Source organism: Fuscibacter oryzae (assembly GCF_016765795.1).
GTDB classification, from domain to species: domain Bacteria; phylum Pseudomonadota; class Alphaproteobacteria; order Rhodobacterales; family Rhodobacteraceae; genus Fuscibacter; species Fuscibacter oryzae.
In genome coordinates this window covers 1-25,326 of sequence record NZ_JAESVP010000004.1, presented here as the reverse complement: position 1 = coordinate 25,326, position 25,326 = coordinate 1, and the positions used below count along the sequence as shown (strand labels likewise).

Below are 25,326 nucleotides of genomic sequence, written 5' to 3'. Positions count from 1 at the left end.
GAAATACATTGCCCGGCACGTTCTGCTGAATGGCAGATACCACGCCACGCGGTTCCCTCATCGGCGCTCTTTTTCCCGTCGCCCTGTCGGGGCTGTCTGGCTGCAAGGGCGAAATCCCGGTCGGCGGATGCGCGAACCGGACACGCAAGGGCGCAACATGAAGACGGGCCGAACGTGATCAGAACCGTCACCACCAGCCTGACGGTCATATCTCTTACGCCGCTGTCAAGGGCGGTTTGGGCTTCACAGAAACCTCTTGGTGCCTGCCTATGCCTGCGGTTACTGCACCGATCTCAGCGCAGGATAGGCCCTCTGGAACGCATCATATCCATCGTCGAACGCCCCGGTCATTTCGGCCGCAGGCTCAATCGTCTCCCGCGAGTCTGGCGTCGTCATGATGCTTTCGGGGCTGACCCCGGTGGCAGCGGCCATGCCCAGCCTTGCGGCCCCAAGGGCCGCGCCAAATTCACCCCCGGCGGGCAGGCGCAGCGGCAGATCAAGAACCGTGGCGATCAGGCGCAGCCAATAATGCGAAGCTGTGCCACCGCCGATGGCAATCAGGCTTTCCATGTTGGCCCCCGTCGCCTTCAGCGCTTCAAAACTGTCGCGCAGGCCGAAGGCAACACCTTCCAGCACGGCCCGCGTCAGATCATCCACCGAGGTGGCAAGGCCCAGTCCGGTGAAACTGCCCCGGATATTCGCGTCATTATGCGGCGTCCGCTCTCCTGCCAGATAGGGCAGAAAGCGCACGCGCCCCGGCTTTTTCAGGGCATCGCCCAACTGGCCCGTCAAGACCGCTGGTTTGCGGTCGGTGATGCGGGCAAGCCAGTTCAGACTGTCGGTCGCGGCCAGCATCACACCCATCTGATACCAGCGCCCCGGAATGGCATGGCAAAAGGTGTGAACGGCTGTTTCCGGTGCCGGGCTGTAGCCATCGCGTGCCACAAGCAACACACCCGAGGTTCCAAGGGAGACAAATCCCTGCCCTTCGTGCAACGCACCGATGCCGCAGGCCGCCGCCGCATTGTCCCCGGCGCCCCCTGCCACGCTGACCGGCCCGCGCAGGCCCCATTTTGTCAGCAGAGCCGGGCGAAGGCGACCCGCCTCTTCGCACCCTTCGACCAGCGCAGGCATCTGATCGCGGCGCATATGGCTGGCCTTCAGCAAGCTGTCCGACCATTGGCGCTTGCCGACATCCAGCCAAGAGGTTCCCGCGCTGTCCGACATATCGGCCACGAATTCGCCGGTCAGGTAGTGGTTGAGATAGGCTGCCGGCAGCAGAACCTTGGCAACCCTGGCATGAACCTCTGGCTCATTCTCGCGCAGCCATTCCAATTTGGGGGCGGTAAAGCCGGGGAAGACGATATTTCCCGAAAGCGCGCGCAGTTCAGGCATCGCGTCAAGCCGCGCGGCTTGTGCGTGTGATCTGGTATCATTCCATAGAATGCACGGGCGCAGCACCTGCCCCGCATCATCCAGCAAAACCGCACCGTGCATTTGCCCGGACACACCAATGCCGCGCAATTCGGCAAAGGCTGGGAATTTTGCGCGCAATTCCTCTACCGCACCTTCAAGGGCCGCGATCCAGTCGGACGGGTCCTGCTCTGACCAGCCCGGAAAGGGGCGCCTGGCGTCATAGGACCGTTCGGTCGCCCCGACGGGGTTGCCCGCCGCGTCCACCAGCAACGCACGAAGCCCGGATGTTCCCAGATCGATTCCGAGAAAGGTCATTCAATTGGCTCCAAGATAGTTTTGCAGGGTCGCGCTCATACCATCGCGATACATCATCGTCAGCCAATACTCGAAAGGTTCGGCAAAGGCCGGGGCTTGGGCCAGATCGCCGTAATACTGGCGCAGATCTAACCACTGGCGCGGGGTTGCGCGGGCCAGTTGCGCCTGATGGGTAAGAATGGGCCAGAACGGATCGTTGGGCTCAATCGTGGTGCCATCGTCACGGGTGCCGTGACACATCCGCGCCCAGGCCGCTTCGACCAAGGCGAGACCGCGCACAGAGATGCCCGCCTTCAACCCATCGCGCACCGTGGGCAGAACCATTCCAGTATGACGGGACGAGCCGTCAAACGCCACCCGGCGCACGGTGTCCACGATGGCAGGGTTGGCAAAGCGGGTGTCGATCAGGTCCAGATATTGCGCCGGTGTCATACCCGGCACCGGGGTAACATGTGGCAATATCTCTTCCTGCGCGATCTTGCGAAATGCGGCGTGGATCAGCGGATGCGCCATCGTCTGCGAAATCGTGGTCATGCCCATCACTTCGGCCACGGCGGCGATCACCTGATGCCCGGCATTGAGGATGCGGATTTTCTGCGCCTCATAGCCGTGAACATTGTCGGTAAAGGTCACGCCCACCCGTTCCCACGGCGGGCGACCAGCGCAAAAGGCATCCTCGATCACCCATTGGCGAAAGTTTTCATGCGTGACGGGGGCCGCATCGTCGATGCCAAAGCTGTGCACCAGCGCCAGTTCGGCAGGCCCGGTGGCCGGCACGATGCAATCGACCATCGCATTCGGAAAGCCGCAAGTGGCCGCGATCCAGTCGGCCAACGCGGGGTCAGAGGCGCGGGCCAGCGACACCAGCGTTTGCCGCAAAACGGCACCATTGCCTTGCAGGTTGTCACAGCTTTGCACCGTAAAGGGGCCGGTCCCACGGTCCCGGCGCAGGCGCAGCGCCGCCGCAATCGCGCCAAAGGCGGTGCGGGGCGTGCTGGGGTTGGCGGCATCGAACTGCATGTCAGGGTGGCCCGCGTCAAAAGCCTTGGTTACCGGGTCGATGTAATAACCGCCTTCGGTAACAGTCAGCGACACGATCCGAATGGCCGGGTCTGCCATCTGGGCGATCAGCGGGCCATTGCCTTCGGCCACGGGGACATAGCCGATCATCGATCCCACCACCTCAGCCGATTGGCCCGAGGGGTCCAGCTCGATCAGGGTGGTCAGGTAATCCTGCGCCGCCAGCTTGTCACGCTGCGCGGCGTCAAAGGCGCGCACGCCCGCACCGATGATGCCCCAATCCTGCGCAAGGCCCTGCTGCATCAGCCGGTGCAGATACCAGGATTGATGCGCCCGGTGAAAGTTGCCCAGCCCGATATGCACGATGCCGGGGGTCAACCGCGCGCGGTCATAGGTTGGGCGCAGCACCGTTGCGGGCAATTGGTCAAGCGTGGCATTGCAAAGGGTTATCATCGGGCACCTCTTTGAAATTCCTGTGGAATAAGGGCATCGAATGCCTGCGACAGCGTATCGATCACCTGATCGGCCCCGGCCTCGCGCAGAATGGCAGCATGTTCCTTGCGCAGACCGGCAAGATGGCTGCCGCCGACAAAGCCGACCGCCCGCATCCCTGCCGCAACCGCACCCCTGATACCATGCGGTGAATCTTCCAGCACGGCGCAATGGCGGGGCTCCACGCCCAGCTCGCGGGCGGCCAGCAGAAAGACATCGGGCGCAGGTTTTCCGTGGCGCACCTGATCGGCACTGAACCTGCGGCCTTCGAAATACCCGGCCAGCCCGGCATGATCCAGCGTTCTGGCCAACCGCCGCACCGAGGCACCAGAGGCGATTGCCACCGCAATCCCGGCCTTGTCCAGAACCGCCAACAGCCCCTCAACCCCGTCGATCTGCGGCAGACCGGCGCTGTAAGAGGCGAACAGCCGCTCCTCCATCCGGTCGGTAAAACCGGGGGGGCAGGGATGGCCAAGGCGCGACTCGACGTCGCGGACGATTTGCGACAGCGAGACGCCCAGATATTTCCCCCCCACTTCGGTCGCCGTCACATCCGGCAGACCCGAGGCGCGGATTTCGGCGGCAACCGCCTCTAGCGAGAGCGGTTCGCTGTCAACAAGGCAGCCGTCCATGTCAAAGATGACGGCCCTGGTCTTGGGCGGCGTGCCTTCTGTCAAATGCGCCGCTCCGACTTGCGGTCAAACAGCCGGACGTTGGCAGGGTCGATCAGAAAGCCGATCTCGCTGCCCGGCCGCGCAGAGATGCGGTCCTTGACCAAGGCATCGATCAGATCGCCACCCGATTTCGCAAAGATCTGGGTTTCCGAGCCAGTCGGCTCTACCACGACCACATTCATCGTAACGCCGCCATCCCCGATGCGGATATGTTCGGGGCGGATGCCATAGGTCACGGCCTGCCCTTCGGCGGCGGCGGTTTCCGGCAGGGGCAGCACAAGCCCGTTGTCGGACACGAATTGTTTGCGGCCCCCGGAAAGGGCAATCTTGCCATGCAGAAAATTCATCGAGGGCGAACCGATAAAGCCTGCGACAAAGACATTGTCGGGGTTGTCATAAAGATCCAGCGGGCTGCCCACCTGTTCCACCCGGCCATCACGCATCACCACGATCTTGTCGGCCATGGTCATCGCCTCGATCTGGTCATGGGTAACATAGACGATGGTGGTGCCAAGGCGCTGATGCAGCTCCTTGATCTCAATCCGCATGGTGACGCGCAGCTTGGCATCCAGGTTCGACAGCGGCTCATCGAACAGGAACACCTGCGGGTCGCGCACAATGGCGCGGCCCATCGCGACGCGCTGACGCTGGCCGCCCGAAAGCTCTTTGGGATAGCGCTTGAGGTATTTGCCAAGGTCCAGCACCTCGGCGGCCTTGGTGACCTTTTCTTCGATCTCGGCAGCTGGGCGCTTGGCCATTTTCAGCGGAAAGCCGATGTTGTCGTAAACCGTCTTGTGCGGATAAAGCGCATAGCTTTGGAACACCATCGCGATATCGCGTTCCTTGGGAAGGACGTTGTTCACCACCTTGTCGCCGATGGAAATCGTGCCGCCAGAGATTTCTTCCAGCCCCGCCAGCATCCGCAAAAGGGTGGATTTGCCGCAACCGGACGGGCCGACCAGAACGACGAATTCACCATCCTGAATATCGACGCTGACCCCGTGCATCACTTGCACCGCGCCATACCGCTTGACGACATCCTTTATCGTTACACTTGCCATTGGTCTGTCCCCTTACTGCGGCAGCTTGATCTGCATTTTCACGTCCGCCGGAGGGGCAGATGCGGCGGTTTCAAAAGCATGAACGCTTTCGTCGAAATCAAAGGTCCGGGTGATCAGTGGTTTCACATCAATCGCCCCGGAGGAGAGCATGCCCACACAGCGCGGGAAAACATGGGCATAGCGGAAGATGTTTTCCACCCGCGCCTCGCGCACCATGGCCGCCCCGGCGTCATACTGGATCGGGTCGGGCTGACCGCCGATCATCACCACACAGCCACCGGGGGCCAGGGGTTCGAACACCGTTTTCGCGGCATGCGGTGAACCCGTCGCCTCGAACACCACATCCACGCCCCAGCCATCGGTATCGCGCCGGACAACATCGACAAGGTTTTCAGATCGGACGTTGACCGGGGTGATTGCGCGGCTGAGTGCGCCCGCAATCTCCAGCTTTTTATCCGCCAGATCGGTAACGTAAACCCGTGCGCAGCCCGCAGCCAGTGCCGCCAGCGCGGTCACCAGACCAATCGGCCCCGCCCCCAGCACTACGGCATTGTCACCCGGCTTGATGCGGGCCTTGGTCGCGGCATGAACGCCGACAGCCAGCGGCTCAACCATCGCGGCCTCGGCAAAGCTGACATTATCGGGGATCTTGAAGGTAAACGCCTCAGGGTGCACGCAGGTCGGGCGCAGAATGCCATGCACCGGGGGCGTGGCCCAAAAGCGCACCGCCGGATCGATGTTGTACATGCCCAGCCGTGTGGCCCGCGAGTTCGGATCAGGGATTCCCGGCTCCATGCAAACCCGGTCACCGACCCTAAGGCTGGCCACCGCCGACCCGACTTCGATCACCGTGCCCGACGCCTCATGCCCCAGGATCATCGGTTCGTTCACCACAAACGGGCCAATGCGGCCGTGGGTGTAGTAATGCACGTCCGACCCGCAAATTCCCACAGTGTGCAGCTTGATGCGCACATCGCGCGGGCCAAGCACCTCTTCAACCCGGTCAATCGCTGGAAAGTCGCGCAAGGACAGGTGATCTTTCTTTTCCAGAACAAGCGATTTCATCTGATCAGCCTTTCCTGATGATCCAAACGGCCAGCACAAGCGCGATGACATTCGAAATCCAGATCGAGAGTCCCATCGGCTCGACAAAGCGGAACCAGAACAGCGACAGGGCCACCCAGATCACCACCGCGATGAACAGCCGGTCGAACCAGTTGGTCTCTATCGGCAGAAAGCCCTGCTTTTGGGCGGATGGCGGGGTCGCATCGGCATCTTCCAGATGCACAGATGCAAGCGTGGTTTCTTGTGCCATGCCTTATCCTTTCACAGCGCCAAAGGTCAGACCGGCCACGATGTGCTTTTGCACCAAGCCGAACACGATCAGCGCCGGGATCAGGGTAAAGACCGAAATGGTCGCCATGATGCCCCATTCGGTGCCGGTCGAGGTGACATATTCCGACAGGCCCGTGGTCAGCGTGCGCGCATTGAAGTTGGTCAGCGTGGCGGCCAGAAGGTATTCGTTCCAGGCAAAAACCCAGGTCAGGATCAGGGTTACGGCCAGACCGGGGCGGCACAGCGGAAAGACCACCTCTGTAACCACCTGCCAGGGCGAGGCCCCATCGACAAAGGCAGCCTCGTCAAGCTCTCGTGGAATGCCCTCGACGGTGGGACGCAGGGTCCAGATCGCGAAGGGCAGGTTGAAGGTGCAATAGACCAGGATCATGCCGATCCGGGTGTCCAGCAGACGCCATTCGCCGATGGTGTAAACCTGTGTCATCAGCAGGAACAACGGCAGCAGAAAGACGGCAGGCGGGGCCATGCGGTTGGTGATCGTCCAGAAGAAGATCGACTCTTTCCCGGCCATCTTGAACCGCGACAGCGCATAGCAGGCGAAAAAACCAAGGATGGTGCAAAGAAACGCGTTGCCGGTCGAAATGATGATCGAGTTCAGCATATAGCTGCGTAGCAGGCGGTCGCCCCAGACCTTGGCATAGTTGCCCCAATAGGGATCGGTCAGCCAGACACCGGGGGTGGAAAACAACTGCACCGCAGGTTTCACCGAAATCACGAACAGCCAGTAGACCGGGAACAGCGTCAGAAAGCTGACCAATGTCCAGAAGATGATGCCGACATAGGGGTTTTGCTTTTTCATCGGCTTAACCTTTCTTCGTGTTTCTTGGGGCAAGCATGGTCACATACAGCAGCCAGCAGACGACGATCGTCAGGTACAGCACGACAACCGAGATGGTGGAGCCGTAGCCATAGTTCGTCTTGGGAAAGACCTCTTTGAAGATATGCACACCGACGAACCGGGTGGCCGAACCCGGGCCACCGCCGGTCAGCATCCAGACTTCGTCCACCGTGCGCAGCGCGTCCATCAGGCGGATGAAGACGGTGGCGACAACGGCAGGGGCTATCATCGGCAAAGTGATGTGCCAAAAGATCTGCCGCTTGTTGGCACCGTCGATCTGGGCCTGTTCAAACGGGTCGGCAGGCAACGAAACCAGCGCCGCGATCAGAGTCAGGGTGACCAGCGGCGTCCAGTGCCAGATGTCCATGATGATGATGGTGGTAAAGGCCGCAAAGGGCGAGGTGCCGATGTTGACGCTGATACCGAACCATTGCTGCATATAATGCGGGATGATGCCGATCGACGGTGTCATCATCAGCTTCCAGACAGAGCCGACGATGATCGGTGCCATGATCAGCGGCAGGGTGTGGATGGTGCGGAAAAACGCCTTGCCCGGAAATTCGCGCATGAAGGCCTGCGCCAGAAAATAGCCGACGATCAGTTCCGAGATCACGGCGAAAAACACGAACATCACCGTCACGCCAACCGAGTTCAGGAAATCGGCGTCAAAGACGATCTTGCGAAAGTTGTCTGCGCCGTTGAACACCATGGTCGGGTCAACCGCAAAGGGGTTCCATTGGTGGAAAGATACCCACAAGACATAGACAAAGGGCAAAACCCCGAATGCGAACAAGATCACCAGCGTCGGTGCCAGCAAGATCCAGCCAAGCCGATTGGATTGCATAGGCCTCGCCCCCTCTAGTTGTTTTGGATTGACCGATGGTTTCGACGGACTGCGACGGGTCCGATCAGATTGCAGGGCCGCCGCCGTGGTTGCAGCGACGGCCCGTCGGTTCGACAGGAGGCCTGCTTACTTGCGATAGCCAAGTTCTGTCAGGGTCGCTTCCGTGATCGCCGCCATCTGGTCAAGACCATCAGACGCGCTGAGTTCGCCGGTCAGGATCTTGAAGAAGGTCGGCGCAGTTGCTTCACGCAGTTGAGCGTGGAACGGGTAGGGAGGTGCGCCTGCGAACAGTCGCCCATCGTTCTTCAGCATGCTGTAGTAACCACCAAGTTTGGCGTCCATCGCTACAACCTTCGGATCATCATAGGTTGCAGTGTTGGTCACGCGCGGTGCGGCAACGGCCCAGTCGGGCTGCACTTCGTTCTGGCCGATGAACTGCAAGAACAGCGCAGCCGCTTCCTTGTTCTTCGAAGTTGCGGGCAGACCGAAAGCGCCACCGTCATAGTAACCGATGTAGCCCTTGCCTGCCTCGGCAGCTCCCATCACGCCATCGGACAGCGGCGGCAGTGCGACTCCCACCTTGCCGGTGACCAGCGATTTTTCGGCATCCGCCGCGATCCAGCCCGCGTTTTCACCATAGATCAGGCCCTGTGCCACACGGCCAGCGCCAAAGGTGGTGCCGGTTTCGGTCCAGGTCGATTGATCGGTTTCCGGCGGTGCGTACTGGCGCAGGTCCAGCCACCACTGAAGGGCCTTTTTCGCGGTGTCAGAGTTCATCGTGCCACCATGCTCGACCGTGGCGGCATAGTTGTTGTTGGCGTCGATGCCCCAGTTGTAGACGCCGAAGGTTGGCGCAACCGATTCAAAGTATTCGTACCACGAGGCGGGGTGCCCGGTATGGCCCTGAACCGTGGTGCCCCACAGCTCCAGATTGTTGGCCTTGCCATATTCGTAGAAGAACTTGGCAATCGCGGTATAGTCTTCGTGGGTCTTGGCCGGTGCCAGATCCTTGCCGGTCTGCGCCTTATAGGCCGCCATGATGGCCGGGTCGTTGAACAGATCGGTGCGATAAAGGTAAATCTTGATGAAGGCTTCCATCGGCACACCGTAAAGGTGGCCTTTGCCGTCCTTGAAGTAATTGGCGAAGGTGGTGAAGTTCGCCTCGTCGTAGGTCGCGGCCTTCAACTCTGGCTTGTCGGCCAGCAGGCCGGTCAGGTCGGTCAGGAAGTTCCGGGCCAGATACGAATAGATGATGTCCTGTTCGATATAAACCATGTCATAGATGCCGGTGCCGGCCTCCATGTCCTTGATCGCCTTGTCGAACATCTGGTCCCAGGACGTGGTTTCCACGTCAACTCGGATGCCGGTCAGTTGCTCGAACTGTGGAGCCAGCACTTCGCGGATGTAGTTCGACGGCGGCGAGGATTCGGTCACGCCATGCAGGGTGACGCCCTGATAGGGCTCTGCCGCCTTTTTCCACCATGCCGCATCCTGCGCGAACACCGCAGACGCGGCAACTGTCAACGCCAGCACGGACGCGCTGAGCTTGAGAGCAAAGTTCATTCGGGTCTCCTCCCTGGTTATTTTTGCAGAGGCAGACGGCAGTCCGAATGTCCCTTCCATTCGAATCGCATCTTCCCCCTGGCAGCAAAATGCATATGTATTCGTTTTCGCGCAAGTGAAAATTTTCATATGTATCTATTGCAATACACTTGATAGATATGGCACGGTTGTTGCGATGAACGGGGTGTCGGCGTAGGCCAATCCGTAAATCGGAAAGGACAGACCCATGCCGCGCGAACCTGTTGCAGACAGCGAAGAATTCATCGCGGAAGTCTGCTGGCACTATTATGTGAACGAGATGACTCAGGCCGAAACCGCCCTGATCATGGATGTGACACGGCTGCGCGTGAATCAGGCGATCCAGCGGGCCAAGGCCTTGGGCATTGTCAAAATCTCGATCGAATCGCCGTTCCTGCCACGGTTTGAACTGCAAAAACGGCTGATGGCAGAGCTGAAGATCAGACAGGCCATCGTCTGCCCGGCCAACCACAGCGACTATGAATTTCACCGCTCGGTCGGGGCGGCCCTTGCCGAACATCTGACAGAGCGGCTGCGCGTGGCCGAGTGGACGTCCTTTGGCGTGTCCTGGGGGCTGACGCTGGATTCGGCCATTCGCCGCCTGCAACGCCAGTCCCATCCCAACCTTGAGGTGGTGTCGATTCTGGGTGGAACGGCGCAGGGTTCGACCTTCAATTCCTTCGGCATCGCGTCGGGTTTTGCCGATGTGCTGGGCGCGCATTATTCCATCCTGACCGCGCCGATCTATCTTTCGCAGGGTATCGACCGCGAGCTGTTCCTGTCGCAGGGGTCCATGCAGGATCACTTTCGCAAGTTCGACACGCTGGATGCAGTGCTGCTGACCTGTTCCAACGTCTCTGAAAAGTCCTTTCTCGTGTCGCATGGCTTGCCGCAAGGGCTGACCGTCGAAGACCTGAAATCCTCGGGGGCGATTGGCGATGTGCTGGGCCAGTTTCTGGACAAGGACGGCAATTCCGTCTCGCAGGCAATTGACGACCGCGCCATCGGAATGCCGCTGAACAAGGTGCTGAATGTGCCAGAGAAAATCCTATCCGCCGCGGGTCCGCACAAGGTGGATATCATCCGCGCCGCCTGCCGTCGTGGATTGGTCGATACGCTGGTGACCGATGATGTGACGGCAGAGCTGTTGTTGGCCAAGGCGCCCTAACGCCTCACCAACCGGAAAAAGGAAAAGGGAAATGACCGCTGATTTTGCAGGAAAAACCGTCATCGTCACCGGCGCGGGCAAAGGCATTGGCCGCGCCTGCGCACAGATCATGGCGGCGCGGGGGGCCAGCGTCATCGCAATGGCGCGGACACAAGGCGATCTTGATGCGCTGGCAGCCGACTGTGGGGCGGTCGGGATCAGGGTTGATCTGGCCGACAACGCTGCCGCCCGCGCCGCGATGAAGGCGGCGGGGACGGCTGATTTCCTGGTCAACTGCGCCGGAACCAACGTGCTGGAAAGCGTCTTGGACATGACCGAAGAAGGGTATGAGGCCGTCATGGGCATCAACCTGCGGGCTGCCCTGATTTGCGCGCAGGAATTTGCCCGCGCCCGTGTAGCGGCAGGCAGGGGCGGCGCGATCGTGAACGTCACCTCGATCGCCGGGCATCGCGGGTTTGAAGGGCACATGGCCTATGCCGCCTCAAAGGCCGGGCTGGAGGGGGCGACGCGGGTGATGGCCAAAGAGCTTGGGCCCCATGGCATCCGCGTAAATGCAGTGGCCCCCACCGTGACGATGACCGAACTGGCCGCCGCTGCATGGTCGGAACCAGCAAAGAAAGACCCGATGATGGTGCGCCACCCGCTGGGACGCTTTGCCGAGGTTGATGACATCGCCCGCACCATTGCCCTGCTGCTATCCGACGATGCGCCGGTTGTGACCGGGGCCGTCCTGCCGATTGACGGCGGCTTTCTGGCCGTCTGACCCTTTCACCCCCTACCGGAGACTGAAATGACCAAATCCATGGAAGGCAAGATTGCCGCCATCACGGGTGCCGCCTCTGGCATCGGCCTTGCCACCACGCGCGCACTGCTGGATGCGGGTGCCAAGGTGGTGATGGTGGATTACAACAAATCTGCCCTGGACAAGCTGACCGCAGAACTTGGTCCCAACGCGGTGGCGCAGGTGACCAACCTGTTGGACGCTGCAAGCTGTTCGGCCATGGTGCCCGAGATTCTGGCCAAGGTCAGCCACATCGACATTCTGCACTGCAATGCCGGCAGCTATATTGGCGGCGATCTGATCGAGACGGACACCGACACGATTGACCGCATGCTGAACCTGAACGTCAACGCGGTGATGAAGAACGTGCGGGACGTTCTGCCCCATATGCAGGCGCGCGGCACCGGCGACATCATCGTGACCGCCTCTGTCGCGGGCCATTTGCCGATTCAGTGGGAGCCGGTCTATTCCGCTTCGAAATGGGCGATGACGTGCTTTGTGCAGACCATGCGGCGGCAATTGAACAAGCAGGGCATCCGCGTGGGTCAGGTGTCACCCGGGCCTGTGATCTCGGCGCTGCTGGCCGACTGGCCAGAGGAGAACCTGCGCAAAGCCAAGGAAAACGGCGCGCTGATCGAGCCTGAGGAAGTGGCCGATGCCGTGATGTACATGCTGACCCGCAAGCGGACGGTGACAATTCGGGACATGATCGTGCTGCCGACGAATTTCGACATCTGATCACGCGAAAGGGTCGGGCAAGATTGTTGCCCGGCCCGACCTCTCCTGCCGCTATTGAATGGTAAAGCCGCCGTCCATCACCAGATTTTCGCCGGTGACGATCCCGGCATGAACCGAGGCAAGATAAACCGCCGCATGGGCAATTTCTGCCGGTTTGGCAAAGCGGCCCACGGGAATGGCGGCCTTGGCACGCTCTCCCTTTTCGCCTGACCAGCCGACCAGCGCCATCGGGGTTTCCACCACCGTCGGCGAAATGGCGTTCACCGTAATGCCGAACCGCGCCCATTCCAGCGCCAGAACCTTGGTCAGCCCGATCAGGCCGGCCTTGCTGGCGCCATAAGCGGCATGTTCCGCAATGGCGATGAGGCCCGCCTGCGAGGCGATGTTGACCACACGTCCCCGCCCCGATGCTTTCAGATAGGGCAAGGCCGCACAGGCCATCAGCCAGGGCGCGCGCAGGTTTATGGCCTGGGTGCGGTCCCAATCGTCAACCGACATTTCTTCGGCGGGGGCGACAATGCCCAGCCCTGCATTGTTGATCAGCACATCGATGCCCATCTGGTCGCCGATCTCTGCCGTTGTCCGGGCAATTTCCGCAGGCTGCGCCAGATCACAGGCCCAAGCCCCGTGCCCCGGCCCCAGCCGGGCAGCCAATACCTCTGGCGCGCGCAGATCAACCAGCGCCAGCCGCGCGCCCGTGGAGGCAAAGGCCTCGGCCATCGCCGTGCCGATACCGCCCGCCGCCCCGGTGATGACAACGCAGCGCCCGTTCAGATCATGGCTCATGCGGCCCCCGTCAAATGGTTATCCGCCCAGACTACAGGCGGCATGATAGCTGTCCAGACATTGCGTCACCCGCCAGATCAACAGAGCATCGGGGTCAAGCGGGGTGTCGGAAAAGCGGTTGGCATCGGGCCAGTGCTGCCAGAACAGCGGCATCGGCACCGACTGGCCTTTCAGAGCGGCCATCAGCCGGTCAACAGCCTGCATCGCCGCCGGTTGCACCCAGTAATAGCGGATACGGTCCGACAGCGAATAATGCCGCAACACCGCCTGCACGGCGGGGCTGCCCGTATAATGGCGTTCCCACTCGCCGGGGGCGTCCAGCATGATCCGCTCCATCGTGGCGCGCAACGGGCGGTCACCGTATCCGGGGATCAGATCCGAGGCGATCAGGTCCAGCGCATAAAGCGCCTCACGCAGAACAAAGGTCAGCTCCGGGCCGACTTTCAGGATGGCAAACCCATCCTGAACCAGCTCTGACAGGGGGGCGGTGCCTTGATAGTCTGTGGAATGCGCCTCGAACACCAGTGCGCTTTCGGTGTCCAGCACATGGGCCAGCGCCTGCGCCTTGGCGCGGGCATAAGGAATGACGTTGTGATTGCCGAACTCAACCCCCGGCTGCACGACAACCCCGATCACCCTATCCATCGCATCGGCCAGACCAGCCGCCGCGAACATGCGGCGATGAACGGCGATGGTTTCGCGCGCGGCCTTGGGGTCGGTCGGCGGCACCTCGTGCAAGGTATGGTCGGCCCCACCGGGCGGCGGCACCTCGGTGCCGATGATATAGCGCGGCATCGCCCCGCCCTGTTCGCGCGCCACTCGTTCCGCGACAGCGGCCAGTCGCACCGCGCGCCGTGCCGTTGCCTCGTCATCCAGCGCCACGGGTTCGCCCAGACAGCCCATCGACGCATCCAGATGAATCTTGCGAAAGCCCGCAGCAACATAGGCCGCGATCATCTTTTCCGCCTCTGCCAGCGCCTCCTCGGCGGGCCGGTCGCGCCAGGGGTTCGGCCCCAGATGGTCGCCCCCCAGGATAACCTGATCCATCGGGCAGACTTCCTCGGCCGCGATCTGCTGCACAAGAGCGGCAAAATCGGCGGGAACCATGCCGGTATAACCGCCCTGATGGTTGACCTGATTGCAGGTCGCCTCAATCAACACGGTGGCCCCGGTGGCGACGCCATGGCGCAAGGCCGCCCGCAGCACCACCGGATGGGCCGAGCAGACCGATGTGATGCCGCGCGGCGTGCCTGCGGTCCGCAAAGCGGCCAGTTGATCCAGTTCGATCCGCATCATGCCCGCCTTTTCGTGGTTCGGATAAAGTCATCCAGTTCCGCCCGCGTGCCCGCCCCCTCCATCGGGCCGCGCCGGGTGACATTGCGCGCACCCGCCGCACAGCCATAGCCCAGCGCCTGTTCCACCGGCATCCCAAGGCGGCGGCAGGCCAGATAGGCACCGCCAAAGCAATCGCCCGCGCCGGTCGGGTCCACCTCGTCCACCACAAAGGCCGCCGCGTCGATGCGGCTGCCGTCGCGCTGAAAGCATGTCGCGCCTTCGTCGCCGCGTTTCAGCACGATCTCGGTCACGCCCATTTCGAACAGCCGCGCGACCGCTGCCGCCTCGCCCGTCACCCCCGCCGCGCGCTCTAGCTCTTCTCCAGACGGCAACAACAAGTCTGACATTGCCACCAATCTGGCAAACTGCGCCTCGGTCGCCTCATCATAGCGCAACTCTTTCCGCAGGTTCGGATCAAGAGAGATTGATCCGCCCCGCACCTTAATTAGCTGAGCCGCCTGTTCGATCACCCCCCAGGCGTTTGGCATCGACAGCGCCGACCCCATCACATGCAGATGCCCGGCCCGCGCGGCAAGCCCGGCCACCGCAGGCGTCCAGCCAAAGCGCGCCGCCGCCGAAGTGGCGATGTTATAGACAAAGTCGCGCGACCCGTCGGCGCGATAGCGGACAAAGGCGCTGCCGGTCGGCAAGGTTGCATCGACCGCAATCGCCGAGACATCCACCCCGTCCCGGATCAGCCGGTCCAGATTGACGCGGCCAAAGTCATCATCCCCCACGGCGCCGATCATCGCCGCCGAACCGCCGATACGTCCGCATTGATCGATGAAGATCGCAGGCGCGCCGCTAGGATAAGGGCCAACCAACGGTTGGGCCTGACGAAAGCCATCGCCGACCGTGGTTGCCACGATTTCCACCAAAATCTCGCCAACACAGATCGTCGGCCCCAAACTGTTAGGTGCAAGTTCCATGCGTGCCCTCCTCCTCGTCAAAACCCCACCGCCACGCCAAAACCCGGCGGTCACGCCTTGTGCAGTGCCTCATTTTCCAGCGACAGGAACCGCCGGTGCAGCATACAGGCCGCACCAAAAGCCGCTCCGTTTTCAGCAGCGCGATGCACGATGATATCCGGCACCGGAAACGTCGCTGCCTGCAACTCGCCAATGGCGCGCGCCACCCGTGCCGCCACAAGTGGATAAAGCGCCGCCAGCGCGCCGCCCAAAACCACGCGGTTCGGGTCCAAGAGCCGGCAGGCGGCAACGATGGCTTGTGCCAGATCCTGCGCCCAATCTTCGGCAATCCCGACGGCCAGAGGTTCACCGGCGCGGACGGCATTCAGAAAGCTCTCTGTCGTTGCCGGCAGACCCGTCGCCTTGCGGTAGCGGTTTTCCAGATGCGCCCGGCCCAACACCTCTTCCAGTTCGGTGCCATCCCGTACATGGACATGACCGATTTCGCCCGCAAGGCCATGCCCACCGCGAAACAGCTTGCCGTCAATCACGATGCCACCGCCGACGCCGCTTTCGATGACCAAAAACAGCGTAACGCCTGCCTTGCTTGCCGGATCGCGGTAGCTTTCGCCAAAGGCAAAGGCGTTGGCGTCGTTTTCGATCATCACCGGAATGTCGCTGTGCAGGCCTTTACGCAGCAGCAGATGCAGATCCTCGGCCAGCCACCCCAAAAGCGGCGCGATCTGCACCATGCCGCTTTCGTCGATCTGCACCGGAGCGGCCAGCCCAAAGCCTTCGATAAGATCGCGCTCTGCCTCGGACATGCCGTCAAAGGCCTGCGCAATCGCACATTCCACCGCCAGCCGAGCAGGAACCGCCCGCCCGTCAAACCGCTCGATCCGGCTGTGCGATATGTCGCCCTTCAGGTCCATCCGCAGCGTGGTGATATGTTCAACCCCGATCTCGGCTCCGATGAAACAGGCCGCCCCAGCTTGCAATTCCAGCCCCCGGCCAGGGCGCCCGCCGGTGCGCGGCAGGTCATCCTGCGGGGTGTCAGGCATCTCTTGCACCAGCGCGCTTTCCAGCAGCTCTGATATGATGTTGCCCGCAGATGACCGGTTCAGTCCCAGATGCCGCGCCAGATCGGCCCGGCTGAGGCGACCGTTGTCAAACAGCGCCTGCAAGGCCGCCACCATGTTGGTCTGCCGGATGAACCGGGCAGAACTGCCGGGGGGTTCAGGCTTTGTCATTGGTCTGCCTCTTGGGTCAACATCCGTGCTGCGGTTAGCCTTGTTCAAGGTTGCGCATTGACTTCTGCCCGCAGCAGCGCCTCTTGCCAACGCTGTTCGATGAACAGGCGGGCATGGGCGGCCAGCGGGTTATTGTCATCCCATGTGTCGCGCCAGATGCCGCAGGCCAGCGACAGGCCCTCATCCACAATCGCCTTGGAAAAGCTTTCGAACACGATGTCACGGTTGTGGAAACCAATGGCGACCAAGGCGTCGAAAATGCTGGGGAAATCAATGGTTCCTGTACCAAGGTAGCCGCGATAGTTCTCGTTGAAATGGAAATAAGCCAGCTTGTCGCCCGCCATGCGGATCGCGGCGGCGGGGCTCGCCTCTTCGATGTTCATGTGGAAGGTATCAAGATGCAGGAACACATCATCGCGGCCGGTGTCGTGCAGAAACTTCAGGCCTTGGGCCGTTGTGTTCAGCAGGTTTGATTCAAAGCGGTTCACCACCTCCAGCACGATCTGAACGCCGCTGTCCTTGGCCACCTCTGCCGTCGCCGCAATGGCGCCCGCGCTGTTCATCCAGCCCGTCTGCGTCGGCATCTTCTGGTACTTTCCGTGCATCGAATACAGGATGCCGCCCAGCCGGATACCGCCAATATCGCGCACCGTCCGCACCGCATCGGCCAGCATCGCTGTGCCCTTGGCAACCACCGCTTTGTCGTCGCTCGACACATCGGCATCGGCGGGAAGGCCCATGGTCACGACGATCTCCACCCCCAGGGCCTGCGCCTTGGTGGCCAGCCGATCAAGGTTGAAGCGTTCCGGTCGCAGATAGGCAAACTCGATCATCCGAAAGCCATGCTCGGCCGATTTCTCGAGTGCCATTTCAAGGCCCTCTTGGGTCTGGCCATTGGTCCAGACGAACGAATGAATACCAAGGCGGCGCATGTTTTCCTCCCACGGAATCGATCTGTTGATGCAGTGTAGGTTAGATTGTTTGTTGTCGCAACAAACAATCTTGTGGAGATGCCAAAGGGCATGCCCGTCGCGATACGGCGAGTGGCAAACTCTCTGACAGGTGGCCGGTTAAAGACGTGGAGCGGCTGTGCTGGCGCGGATGATAAGTTCGACCGACAGGATTGTATCCTGATCAGTGTCCTCACCACCGCGCAGACGGTTCAGCAAACGCTCGGCCGCGATTTGGCCAATCGCCGTGCGGGGCTGGCGGATTGTGGTCAGCGGCGGCGAAATATGGGCGATCAGTTCGATATCGTCAAAGCCCACAACCGAGACATCGCGTGGCACCGAAAGTCCATGACGCTGCACCTCGCCGATAAAACCGCAAGCCATGGCATCAGAGGCAAGGAACAGGGCAGTTGGTCGCGTATCCTGCGGCTGTTGCAGCCACACCTCCGCTGCAACGCGGCCCGACTCCAGCGAAAAGTCGCCCTGATAGATTGCGCTTTGCATCAGGGGCAGACCCCGGCTGCGCAGCGTATCCTCATACCCCGCCAGACGCGCCACGCTCAGCACATTACCCGCCGGGCCCACGACATGGCCGATGCGGCTGTGGCCCAGATCGGCCAGATGATTGACCGCCAGTCCCGCCGCCGCGCGATTATCAATCTTGACGCGGGGGGCCGCAAGGCCGGGCACCCATTCGCAGGCCTCGACCATCGGAATGCGGCCCGTCAGGGCGGCGGCAGGCAGCGATCCGTCCAGGATGATCAGCCCATCGGCCCGCGAGGGTTCGGCATAATCCAGCAGACGGTCGGCCCCGGCGGTGCGGGTATCGGCGATCAGCAGGTTATACCCCGCCGGGCCAAGAACCGAGGCGATGCCCGACAGGATCTGCGAAAAGAACGGGTTCGCCAGATTGGGCACCAAGGCCACGATACCGCCAGTTCGCCGGTGCCGCAGGTTGCGCGCGGTTTCGTTGAGCCGGTAGCCGGTGGTTGCAATCGCGCCCTGCACCGCCTTGCGCGTCGCCTCGCTGACCAGCGACGGGTTTGACAGGGCGCGGCTGACCGTCGCCGTTGAAACCCCCGCCAGACGGGCGACATCGCTGATATTGGGCCGATATTTCTTCATCGTCCTTCCCTACGCTGCGGGATCGGGCTGCTCAATCCGGTTTCGGCGGCAGGAATCATCTTGCAATCGTTTACATTGCACGTCTATCGTTAATGAAACCGATTACATCACGCTCGGGGAGGGGCTGATGCGAACGATCAAAGGTCCGGCGCTGTTTCTGGCGCAGTTCGCGGGCGATACCGCACCCTTCAATTCCTTGGCTTCCATCACCCGCTGGGCCGCCGATTGCGGCTACGTCGGCGTGCAACTGCCCAGTTGGGACGCGCGGCTGTTCGATCTGGACCGGGCCGCGACATCAAAAGACTACTGCGATGAGGTGAAGGGCGTTGCCGCCGAAGCGGGTGTCGTGGTGACCGAGCTGTCCACCCATCTGCAGGGCCAGTTGGTCGCGGTGCATCCGGCCTATGACGCGGCCTTTGACGGTTTCGCCACGCCCGCCATGCGCGGCAATCCGGCGGCGCGGCAGGCCTGGGCGGTGGATCAGGTGAAAAAGGCCCTGACCGCTAGCCGCAATCTGGGACTGACGGCGCAAGCGACGTTTTCGGGCGCGCTGGCATGGCCCTATGTCTATCCGTGGCCGCAGCGCCCGGCGGGGCTGGTGGAGGAGGCGTTTGACGAACTGGCCCGGCGCTGGCGGCCAATTCTGGACCATGCCGAGGACATGGGTGTGGACCTGTGCTTTGAAATCCATCCCGGCGAAGATCTGCATGACGGCATCAGTTACGAGATGTTTCTGGATCGTGTGGGCAACCATGCGCGGGCCAACCTGCTGTATGATCCCTCGCATTATGTCTTGCAGCACCTGAACTATTTGGAAAACATCGACATTTATCACGAGCGCATCCGCATGTTCCATGTGAAGGATGCCGAGCTGAACCCCACCGGGCGGCAGGGGGTTTATGGCGGGTTCCAGTCTTGGGTAAACCGCGCCGGGCGGTTCCGCAGCCTTGGCGACGGGCAGGTGGATTTTGGCGGGGTGTTTTCGAAACTCACGCAATACGGCTTTGATGGCTGGGCGGTGGTGGAATGGGAATGCGCCCTGAAGCACCCCGAAGATGGCGCGCGCGAAGGGTCGGATTTCGTCAAGGCCCACATCATCCGCGTCACCGAAAAGGCGTTTGATGATTTCGCCGATGGGGGGGCCGACCGCGCCGCCAATCGCCGGATGCTGGGGCTGGAGGGCTAGATGGACCCCATTCGCCTTGGCATGGTCGGCGGCGGGCAAGGTGCCTTTATCGGCGCGGTTCACCGCATTGCCGCCCGGCTGGATGGAGAGTTTCGGCTTGTGGCGGGGGCCTTGTCCTCGACCGCCGAAAAGGCGCGTGCTTCGGGCACCGAACTTGGGCTGGACCCGGCGCGCAGCTATGATGATTTCCGCCAGATGGCCAGCCGCGAGGCGCGGTTGAAGGACGGCATCCGCGCCGTTGCCATCGTGACACCCAACCACATGCACGCAGCCCCGGCGATCGAATTCCTGCGCCGTGGCATCCATGTGATTTGTGACAAACCGCTGACCGCCACGATGGCCGAGGCGAAAAAGCTGGCAGCGGTGGCGGCGAAGGCAAATGCCCTGTTCATCCTGACCCACAATTACACCGGCTATCCGATGATCCGGCAGGCCCGCGCCATGGTGGCGGGCGGCGATCTGGGGCGCATTCGTCTGGTACAGGTGGAATATGCGCAAGACTGGCTGACCGAGGCGGTTGAGGCCAGTGGATCGAAACAGGCCGAATGGCGCACCGATCCGTCCCGGTCGGGCGCGGGTGGCGCTTTGGGTGATATTGGCACCCATGCCTATAATCTTGCCGCCTTTGTCAGCGGCGAGGTGCCGCAGGCCCTGGCCGCCGATTTGTCGTCTTTCGTGCCGCGCAGAAAGCTGGACGACAACGCCCATGTGATGCTGCGCTATGCCAGTGGCGCACGGGGCACGCTGTGGTGCAGTCAGGTGGCGCCCGGCAATGAAAACGGGCTGCGGCTGCGGGTTTATGGCGAAAAGGGTGGGCTGGACTGGGGGCAAGAAGACCCCAACCGCCTGTGGTTCACCCCATTCGGTCAGGAAAAGCGCCTGATCACCCGCAACGGGGCCGGGGCAAGCCCGGCGGCCCAGCGCGTCAGCCGCGTTCCCGGTGGCCATCCCGAAGGGTATCTGGAGGCCTTTGCCACGATCTACACCGAAGCCGCCCGCGCCATCCGCGCCCATGACGCCGGGCAACCGGTGCCCGAAGGTGTAACCTACCCAACCCTGACCGACGGCTTGCAGGGGATGCGCTTTGTCGAGGCCGCCGTTCAGTCAGCCAAGCGCAATGCGGCGTGGGTGACGCTATGACCGCGATCCTTGCGCTGCATGACATTCGCAAAAGTTTCGGCCCGATTGAAATTTTGCACGGCATCGATTTCGCCCTGCACCCCGGCGAGGTTCACGCCCTGATCGGCGAAAACGGCGCGGGCAAATCGACGATCATGAAAATTCTGGGCGGCTTTCTGGCGGCCAGTTCCGGTCAGGTGCTGTTCGAGGGCAAGCCCGCCACCTATCGCAGCGGGGCCGAGGCCGAGGCGCAAGGCATCGTCGTCATCCATCAGGAATTCAATCTGGCCGCCGACCTGACGGTCAGCCAGAACATCTGGCTGGGCCGGGAAATGGGCGGCTGGCTGCTGGACCACAAGGCGATGCGGGTGGCGACGCAGGCCCTGCTGGACCAGTTGGAATGCCGTGTGTCGCCCGATGCCCGCATCCGCGACCTGCCGGTGTCTGACCGCCAGATGGTCGAGATTGCCAAGGCCCTGTCGCGCAATGCGCGGGTGTTGATCATGGATGAACCCTCTGCCGTCCTTACCGGGCACGAGGTGGAGGTGCTGTTTCGCCAGATCGACCGGCTGCGCGCCCAAGGTGTGGCGCTGCTTTACACCTCTCACCGACTGGATGAGGTGGCGCATCTGGCCGACCGCGTGACGGTGCTGCGCGACGGTGCCGTGGTGCGGCAGGCAATGCGCGGCGAGATGACCGAGGACGGCATGGCCACGGCCATGGTGGGGCGCGATCTGAAAGACATCTTCCCGCCCCGCCGCAGCGATTTCGGCCCCGTGGTGCTGGAAGTGCGTGATTTCGCCGTGCCGCCGCTGGTCTCTGGCATCGGATTTGCCCTGCGCAAGGGTGAGGTTCTGGGAATTTCCGGCCTTGTCGGGTCTGGGCGCACCGAACTGGCCGAAGGGCTGGTGGGTCTGCGCCGTCATTCGGGCACCGTGCTGCGCAACGGGGCGGAAACCACGATCCGCTCGGTCGCAGGGGCGGCGGAACAGGGGCTGGCCTATCTGACCGAAGACCGCAAGGAACGCGGGCTGCTGCTGGCCAAGACGCTGCGCGAGAACCTGACCCTTTCCACGCTGGACCGTTTTGGTAGCCCGCTGGTATCGCGCGAGGCTGAAGAAAAGGCGCTGACCCAGGCCATTTCCGATTTCGACATCCGCGCGCCCAAGCGCGATATGGCGGTGGGCAACCTGTCGGGCGGCAACCAGCAAAAGGTGTTGCTGGCCAAGACCATGCTGGCCCAGCCAGAGGTGATCATCATCGATGAACCCACCCGCGGCATCGACATCGGCACCAAAAGCCAGATCTACCATTTCATCGACCGCCTCGCCCGCGAGGGGCGCAGCGTGATCGTCATCTCCTCTGACATGCCCGAGATTCTGGGCCTTTCCGACCGCGTTCTGGTCATGCGGCAAGGCCGTATGGCGGGCGTGCTGGACGGGGCCGAGATTACCGAAACCGCCGTGGTGCGGCTGGTGATGGGAACCACAGAAAAGGCCATCGAGAATGCGTAACCTGTCGCTGTCCACCCTTGGCCCCTTGGCCGCGCTGATCCTGCTGGTGATCCTTGGGGCGTGGCTGAACGAAAACTTCTATTCCGCCGGCAACATCACCAACGTGCTGGCCCGGTCGGCCTTTATCGGCATGATCGCGGTGGGCATGACCTTTGTCATCACCTCTGGCGGGTTGGACCTGTCGGTCGGCTCAATGGCCGCGTTCATTGCGGGCATGATGATTTTGGCGATGAACGCGATGCTGCCCCGGTTGGGGGTGGGTATTCCCTTGGTGCTGGCGGGGATGGGCGTGGCGCTGGGGGTTGGCCTACTGGCGGGGCTTGGAAACGGCCTGCTGATCACCCGTGCGCGGATTGAGCCATTCATCGTAACCCTTGGCACTATGGGCATTTTCCGCAGCCTTGTGACCTGGATCGCCGATGGCGGCACCCTCAGCCTCGACTTCGGCACCCGCGAGTTTTACCGCCCGGTCTATTACGGGGGCCTGTTCGGCATCGCCTGGCCGATCATCGTTTTCGCCATCATCGCCGTGCTGGGAGAGGTGGCGATGCGCCACACCCGCTTTGGCCGCTATTGCGAGGCGATCGGGTCAAACGACAAGGTGGCGCGCTATTCCGCCGTCAAGGTCGAGCGGGTTCAACTGTGGACCTATGTAATCCTTGGCCTGCTGGTTGGGCTTGCGACCATCCTTTACGTCCCTCGTCTTGGCTCTGCCTCGGGGTCCACCGGCCTTTTGTGGGAACTGGAGGCGATTGCGGCCGTGATCATCGGCGGCACTGCGCTGAAAGGCGGCTATGGCCGGGTCTGGGGCACCGTGGTGGGCGTGCTGATCCTTAGCCTGATCGACAACATCCTGAACCTTGCCGACCTGGTGTCGCCCTATCTGAACGGGGCGATTCAGGGGGTCATCATCGTGCTCGCCGTTGTGTTGCAACGCGGGAAATCATCCGCCGAAGGGCGGTAATCTGGCCCGCCAACGGGCGGTCATCTGGGAGGAGAGACCATGAAACGCAGACAATTCCTTGGCAGCGCCGCGGTTCTGGCCGTAGGGGCGGCAACCGCCAGTTCGGTTCAGGCACAGGAAACCACCTATACCATCGGCGTGTCGATCCCGTCGGCCACCCACGGGTTCATGGGCGGGCTGAACTGGCACGCCCAGCAATCCATCGCCCGGCTGGAAAAGGCCTATCCCAACCTGAAATTCGTGCTGGCCACGGCGGGCGAACCGGGCAAGCAGGTCGATGACATCGAAGACATGCTGGCTACCCGCAACATCGACGGTCTGGTCGTGCTGCCGTTCGAATCCGAACCGCTGACCGGTCCGGTCAAGGCGGTGAAGGATGCCGGCAAATGGGTGACGGTGGTGGACCGTGGCCTTGCCGTCGAAGGCATCGAAGACCTGTATGTCGCGGGCGACAACACCGCCTTTGGCCGGGTTGCGGGCGAATATTTCAAGGCCAACCTTGCCTCGGGATCGAAGATCGTGATCCTGCGCGGCATCGCCACCACGCTGGACAATGAGCGGGTCGAGGCGTTCGAGAAGGCCATCGACGGGTCGGGAATTGAAATCCTCGACAAGCAGCACGGCAACTGGAACCGCGACGAAGCCTTTACCGTCATGCAGGACTATCTGTCGAAGTACCCCAAGATCGATGCGGTCTGGGCGGCGGATGACGATATGGCCATCGGCGTGATGGAAGCCATCGCCCAAGCCGGTCGTGAAAAGGAAATGTGGATCATCGGCGGCGCCGGGATGAAGGAAATCGTCAAGCGGATCATGGACAAAGACCCGCAACTGCCGGTCGATGTCACCTATCCGCCTGCCCTGATTTCGGCAGCTATCGAGATGACGGCGCTGCGCTTTGTGTCGGACACGCCGGTTTATGGCCGGTTCATCATCGGCTCGACCCTGATCACGCCGGAAAATGCCGCGCGGTTCTATTTCCCCGACAGCCCGTTCTGATCGGGCACAAGCCGTAACGCCGCCCCCTGTGATCGGGGCGGCGTTTTCATGGGCGGATCGACCAGCATCAGCCGTTGAAATGGGCGGGCCGTGCCAGAGCTGACCTGATCCCAGCAAATTGGGCGATCTCGATCCGGCGGGCTTGTGGGGCCATCGGGTTCGACCGTTCCACGTTCCACTACAAGTCCCGCCGCACCGACCGGGCTGCCCTTGCCAAGCGGATCAGGGAGATCTGTGAGACGCGTGTCAGGTATGGCTATCGGCGCGTCCACGTCCGGTTGGACCGTGAAGGCTGGGGCATCAACATCAAGAAAGTCTACTGCATCTATAAGGGGTTAGGGATTCAGCTGCGGAACAAGACGCCGAAGTGGCGGCTCAAGGCCAAGCTGCGGGATGACCGTGTCAACGCCGTCAGTCCGAACGAGACCTGGGCGATGGATTTTGTGCACGACCAACTGGCAACGGGCAAGAAGCTCCGCGTTCTCACAGTCGCCGACACCTTCCGCGCTATGTGCCGGTGCTGGATGTGCACTACAGCTACCGCGGCCAAGGCGTGATCGCCACCCTGGACCGGGTTTGCCGGAAAGTCGGTTATCCGAAGACGATCCGGATCGATCAGGGCATCAAGTTCGCCTCGCGTGACATGGACCTTTGGGCCTACCAGCGGGGCCTCGTTCTGGACTTCTCACGCCCCGGCAAACCCACCGATAATGCCTTCATCAAGGCATTCAACGGACGCGTGCGCACCGAATGCCTGAACCAACACTGGTTCATGACCCTTGCGGTGACCTGCCCCCCGGAAGTTCCCTCGCTGTGATGTAGAGTCTGCCCAACCTGAGAAGGAGCAGACGACATGAGGAAAAGCCGTTTCACCGAGGCGCAGATTATCGGGATGATCAGGGAACA

General features: G+C 62.0%; 23 protein-coding genes and 1 pseudogene. 9 read left to right on the top strand and 15 right to left on the bottom strand.

The window, feature by feature from the left end; genetic code table 11:
* Window positions 1-279: 279 nt before the first annotated feature.
* From xylB to JI744_RS08260, 9 genes are all read right to left on the bottom strand, one after another.
* A complete protein-coding gene (xylB, locus tag JI744_RS08300) occupies window positions 280-1,731 on the bottom strand; it encodes a xylulokinase (protein ID WP_202659465.1) in 1,452 nt (483 codons plus the stop codon).
* Window positions 1,732-3,204 (bottom strand): mannitol dehydrogenase family protein, encoded by a 1,473-nt coding sequence (locus JI744_RS08295; RefSeq protein ID WP_202659463.1) that lies wholly within the window; start codon window positions 3,202-3,204, stop codon window positions 1,732-1,734. It abuts the gene before it with no gap.
* Window positions 3,201-3,920, bottom strand: a complete 720-nt coding sequence (locus JI744_RS08290; RefSeq protein ID WP_236019342.1) for an HAD family hydrolase — start codon at window positions 3,918-3,920, stop codon at window positions 3,201-3,203. Before JI744_RS08290 ends, JI744_RS08295 begins: the two co-directional genes overlap by 4 nt.
* A complete protein-coding gene (locus JI744_RS08285) occupies window positions 3,917-4,978 on the bottom strand; it encodes an ABC transporter ATP-binding protein (RefSeq protein WP_202659461.1) in 1,062 nt (353 codons plus the stop codon). The genes JI744_RS08290 and JI744_RS08285 overlap by 4 nt, the downstream gene beginning before the upstream one ends.
* A gap of 12 nt (window positions 4,979-4,990) precedes the next feature.
* Window positions 4,991-6,043 carry an NAD(P)-dependent alcohol dehydrogenase gene (locus JI744_RS08280; protein ID WP_202659458.1) on the bottom strand — a complete coding sequence of 351 codons (1,053 nt, stop codon included), beginning with the start codon at window positions 6,041-6,043 and terminating at the stop codon, window positions 4,991-4,993.
* Between the two features lie 4 nt (window positions 6,044-6,047).
* Window positions 6,048-6,293: a DUF2160 family membrane protein gene (locus JI744_RS08275; RefSeq protein WP_202659456.1), complete on the bottom strand. Its 246-nt coding sequence runs from the start codon at window positions 6,291-6,293 to the stop codon at window positions 6,048-6,050.
* 3 nt (window positions 6,294-6,296) lie between these two features.
* Window positions 6,297-7,133 carry a carbohydrate ABC transporter permease gene (locus tag JI744_RS08270; RefSeq protein ID WP_202659454.1) on the bottom strand — a complete coding sequence of 279 codons (837 nt, stop codon included), beginning with the start codon at window positions 7,131-7,133 and terminating at the stop codon, window positions 6,297-6,299.
* Between the two features lie 4 nt (window positions 7,134-7,137).
* Window positions 7,138-8,016 (bottom strand): carbohydrate ABC transporter permease, encoded by an 879-nt coding sequence (locus JI744_RS08265; RefSeq protein ID WP_202659452.1) that lies wholly within the window; start codon window positions 8,014-8,016, stop codon window positions 7,138-7,140.
* Window positions 8,017-8,142: 126 nt separating this feature from the next.
* Window positions 8,143-9,579: an ABC transporter substrate-binding protein gene (locus JI744_RS08260; RefSeq protein WP_202659450.1), complete on the bottom strand. Its 1,437-nt coding sequence runs from the start codon at window positions 9,577-9,579 to the stop codon at window positions 8,143-8,145.
* A gap of 226 nt (window positions 9,580-9,805) precedes the next feature.
* On the opposite strand from JI744_RS08260, the gene JI744_RS08255 reads away from it, so the two are divergent.
* From JI744_RS08255 to JI744_RS08245, 3 genes are read left to right on the top strand one after another with little or no spacing between them, the layout of a single operon-like run.
* Window positions 9,806-10,765 (top strand): sugar-binding transcriptional regulator, encoded by a 960-nt coding sequence (locus JI744_RS08255; protein WP_202659448.1) that lies wholly within the window; start codon window positions 9,806-9,808, stop codon window positions 10,763-10,765.
* A 31-nt stretch (window positions 10,766-10,796) separates the two neighbouring features.
* The gene (locus tag JI744_RS08250) at window positions 10,797-11,528 is read left to right on the top strand and encodes an SDR family oxidoreductase (protein ID WP_202659446.1); all 732 of its coding nucleotides are present in this window, start codon (window positions 10,797-10,799) and stop codon (window positions 11,526-11,528) included.
* Between the two features lie 27 nt (window positions 11,529-11,555).
* The gene (locus JI744_RS08245; RefSeq protein WP_202659444.1) at window positions 11,556-12,284 is read left to right on the top strand and encodes an SDR family oxidoreductase; all 729 of its coding nucleotides are present in this window, start codon (window positions 11,556-11,558) and stop codon (window positions 12,282-12,284) included.
* Window positions 12,285-12,335: 51 nt separating this feature from the next.
* Here the strand turns inward: JI744_RS08245 and JI744_RS08240 are convergent, their stop codons facing one another.
* The 6 genes from JI744_RS08240 to JI744_RS08215 form a co-directional block, all read right to left on the bottom strand.
* The gene (locus tag JI744_RS08240; protein ID WP_202659442.1) at window positions 12,336-13,070 is read right to left on the bottom strand and encodes a GolD/DthD family dehydrogenase; all 735 of its coding nucleotides are present in this window, start codon (window positions 13,068-13,070) and stop codon (window positions 12,336-12,338) included.
* An 18-nt stretch (window positions 13,071-13,088) separates the two neighbouring features.
* Window positions 13,089-14,366 carry a D-tagatose-bisphosphate aldolase, class II, non-catalytic subunit gene (locus tag JI744_RS08235; protein WP_236019341.1) on the bottom strand — a complete coding sequence of 426 codons (1,278 nt, stop codon included), beginning with the start codon at window positions 14,364-14,366 and terminating at the stop codon, window positions 13,089-13,091.
* Window positions 14,363-15,334: a tagatose kinase gene (locus JI744_RS08230; RefSeq protein WP_202659440.1), complete on the bottom strand. Its 972-nt coding sequence runs from the start codon at window positions 15,332-15,334 to the stop codon at window positions 14,363-14,365. Before JI744_RS08230 ends, JI744_RS08235 begins: the two co-directional genes overlap by 4 nt.
* Window positions 15,335-15,384: 50 nt before the next feature.
* Entirely contained in the window at window positions 15,385-16,563 is a 1,179-nt protein-coding gene (locus JI744_RS08225) for an ROK family transcriptional regulator (protein WP_202659437.1), read from the bottom strand.
* A gap of 44 nt (window positions 16,564-16,607) precedes the next feature.
* On the bottom strand, window positions 16,608-17,495 hold the full coding sequence (locus tag JI744_RS08220) for a sugar phosphate isomerase/epimerase family protein (protein ID WP_202659435.1): 888 nt from the start codon (window positions 17,493-17,495) through the stop codon (window positions 16,608-16,610).
* Window positions 17,496-17,633: 138 nt separating this feature from the next.
* Window positions 17,634-18,638, bottom strand: a complete 1,005-nt coding sequence (locus JI744_RS08215) for a LacI family DNA-binding transcriptional regulator (protein WP_202659433.1) — start codon at window positions 18,636-18,638, stop codon at window positions 17,634-17,636.
* Between the two features lie 127 nt (window positions 18,639-18,765).
* Between JI744_RS08215 and JI744_RS08210 the strand changes: the two genes are divergently transcribed.
* The 6 genes and pseudogenes from JI744_RS08210 to JI744_RS08185 all read left to right on the top strand — a co-directional run.
* Window positions 18,766-19,824, top strand: a complete 1,059-nt coding sequence (locus JI744_RS08210) for a sugar phosphate isomerase/epimerase family protein (protein WP_202659431.1) — start codon at window positions 18,766-18,768, stop codon at window positions 19,822-19,824.
* Window positions 19,825-20,964: a Gfo/Idh/MocA family protein gene (locus JI744_RS08205; RefSeq protein WP_202659421.1), complete on the top strand. Its 1,140-nt coding sequence runs from the start codon at window positions 19,825-19,827 to the stop codon at window positions 20,962-20,964.
* A complete protein-coding gene (locus JI744_RS08200; RefSeq protein WP_202659420.1) occupies window positions 20,961-22,457 on the top strand; it encodes a sugar ABC transporter ATP-binding protein in 1,497 nt (498 codons plus the stop codon). The genes JI744_RS08205 and JI744_RS08200 overlap by 4 nt, the downstream gene beginning before the upstream one ends.
* Window positions 22,450-23,421, top strand: coding sequence for an ABC transporter permease (locus JI744_RS08195; protein ID WP_202659418.1), 972 nt, complete (start codon window positions 22,450-22,452; stop codon window positions 23,419-23,421). Before JI744_RS08200 ends, JI744_RS08195 begins: the two co-directional genes overlap by 8 nt.
* A gap of 39 nt (window positions 23,422-23,460) precedes the next feature.
* Entirely contained in the window at window positions 23,461-24,420 is a 960-nt protein-coding gene (locus tag JI744_RS08190; protein WP_202659416.1) for an ABC transporter substrate-binding protein, read from the top strand.
* Window positions 24,421-24,536: 116 nt separating this feature from the next.
* Window positions 24,537-25,204: pseudogene (locus JI744_RS08185) on the top strand (IS3 family transposase); the annotation flags it as partial.
* Window positions 25,205-25,326: the final 122 nt, after the last annotated feature.

Coding starts and splice junctions, on each gene's coding strand:
- xylB (WP_202659465.1), bottom strand. CDS start 1,731: ATGACCTTTCTCGGAATCGATCTGGGAACATCCGGGCTTCGTGCGTTG.
- JI744_RS08295 (WP_202659463.1), bottom strand. CDS start 3,204: ATGATAACCCTTTGCAATGCCACGCTTGACCAATTGCCCGCAACGGTG.
- JI744_RS08285 (WP_202659461.1), bottom strand. CDS start 4,978: ATGGCAAGTGTAACGATAAAGGATGTCGTCAAGCGGTATGGCGCGGTG.
- JI744_RS08280 (WP_202659458.1), bottom strand. CDS start 6,043: ATGAAATCGCTTGTTCTGGAAAAGAAAGATCACCTGTCCTTGCGCGAC.
- JI744_RS08275 (WP_202659456.1), bottom strand. CDS start 6,293: ATGGCACAAGAAACCACGCTTGCATCTGTGCATCTGGAAGATGCCGAT.
- JI744_RS08270 (WP_202659454.1), bottom strand. CDS start 7,133: ATGAAAAAGCAAAACCCCTATGTCGGCATCATCTTCTGGACATTGGTC.
- JI744_RS08265 (WP_202659452.1), bottom strand. CDS start 8,016: ATGCAATCCAATCGGCTTGGCTGGATCTTGCTGGCACCGACGCTGGTG.
- JI744_RS08260 (WP_202659450.1), bottom strand. CDS start 9,579: ATGAACTTTGCTCTCAAGCTCAGCGCGTCCGTGCTGGCGTTGACAGTT.
- JI744_RS08255 (WP_202659448.1), top strand. CDS start 9,806: ATGCCGCGCGAACCTGTTGCAGACAGCGAAGAATTCATCGCGGAAGTC.
- JI744_RS08250 (WP_202659446.1), top strand. CDS start 10,797: ATGACCGCTGATTTTGCAGGAAAAACCGTCATCGTCACCGGCGCGGGC.
- JI744_RS08245 (WP_202659444.1), top strand. CDS start 11,556: ATGACCAAATCCATGGAAGGCAAGATTGCCGCCATCACGGGTGCCGCC.
- JI744_RS08240 (WP_202659442.1), bottom strand. CDS start 13,070: ATGAGCCATGATCTGAACGGGCGCTGCGTTGTCATCACCGGGGCGGCG.
- JI744_RS08235 (WP_236019341.1), bottom strand. CDS start 14,366: ATGATGCGGATCGAACTGGATCAACTGGCCGCTTTGCGGACCGCAGGC.
- JI744_RS08230 (WP_202659440.1), bottom strand. CDS start 15,334: ATGGAACTTGCACCTAACAGTTTGGGGCCGACGATCTGTGTTGGCGAG.
- JI744_RS08225 (WP_202659437.1), bottom strand. CDS start 16,563: ATGACAAAGCCTGAACCCCCCGGCAGTTCTGCCCGGTTCATCCGGCAG.
- JI744_RS08220 (WP_202659435.1), bottom strand. CDS start 17,495: ATGCGCCGCCTTGGTATTCATTCGTTCGTCTGGACCAATGGCCAGACC.
- JI744_RS08215 (WP_202659433.1), bottom strand. CDS start 18,638: ATGAAGAAATATCGGCCCAATATCAGCGATGTCGCCCGTCTGGCGGGG.
- JI744_RS08210 (WP_202659431.1), top strand. CDS start 18,766: ATGCGAACGATCAAAGGTCCGGCGCTGTTTCTGGCGCAGTTCGCGGGC.
- JI744_RS08205 (WP_202659421.1), top strand. CDS start 19,825: ATGGACCCCATTCGCCTTGGCATGGTCGGCGGCGGGCAAGGTGCCTTT.
- JI744_RS08200 (WP_202659420.1), top strand. CDS start 20,961: ATGACCGCGATCCTTGCGCTGCATGACATTCGCAAAAGTTTCGGCCCG.
- JI744_RS08195 (WP_202659418.1), top strand. CDS start 22,450: ATGCGTAACCTGTCGCTGTCCACCCTTGGCCCCTTGGCCGCGCTGATC.
- JI744_RS08190 (WP_202659416.1), top strand. CDS start 23,461: ATGAAACGCAGACAATTCCTTGGCAGCGCCGCGGTTCTGGCCGTAGGG.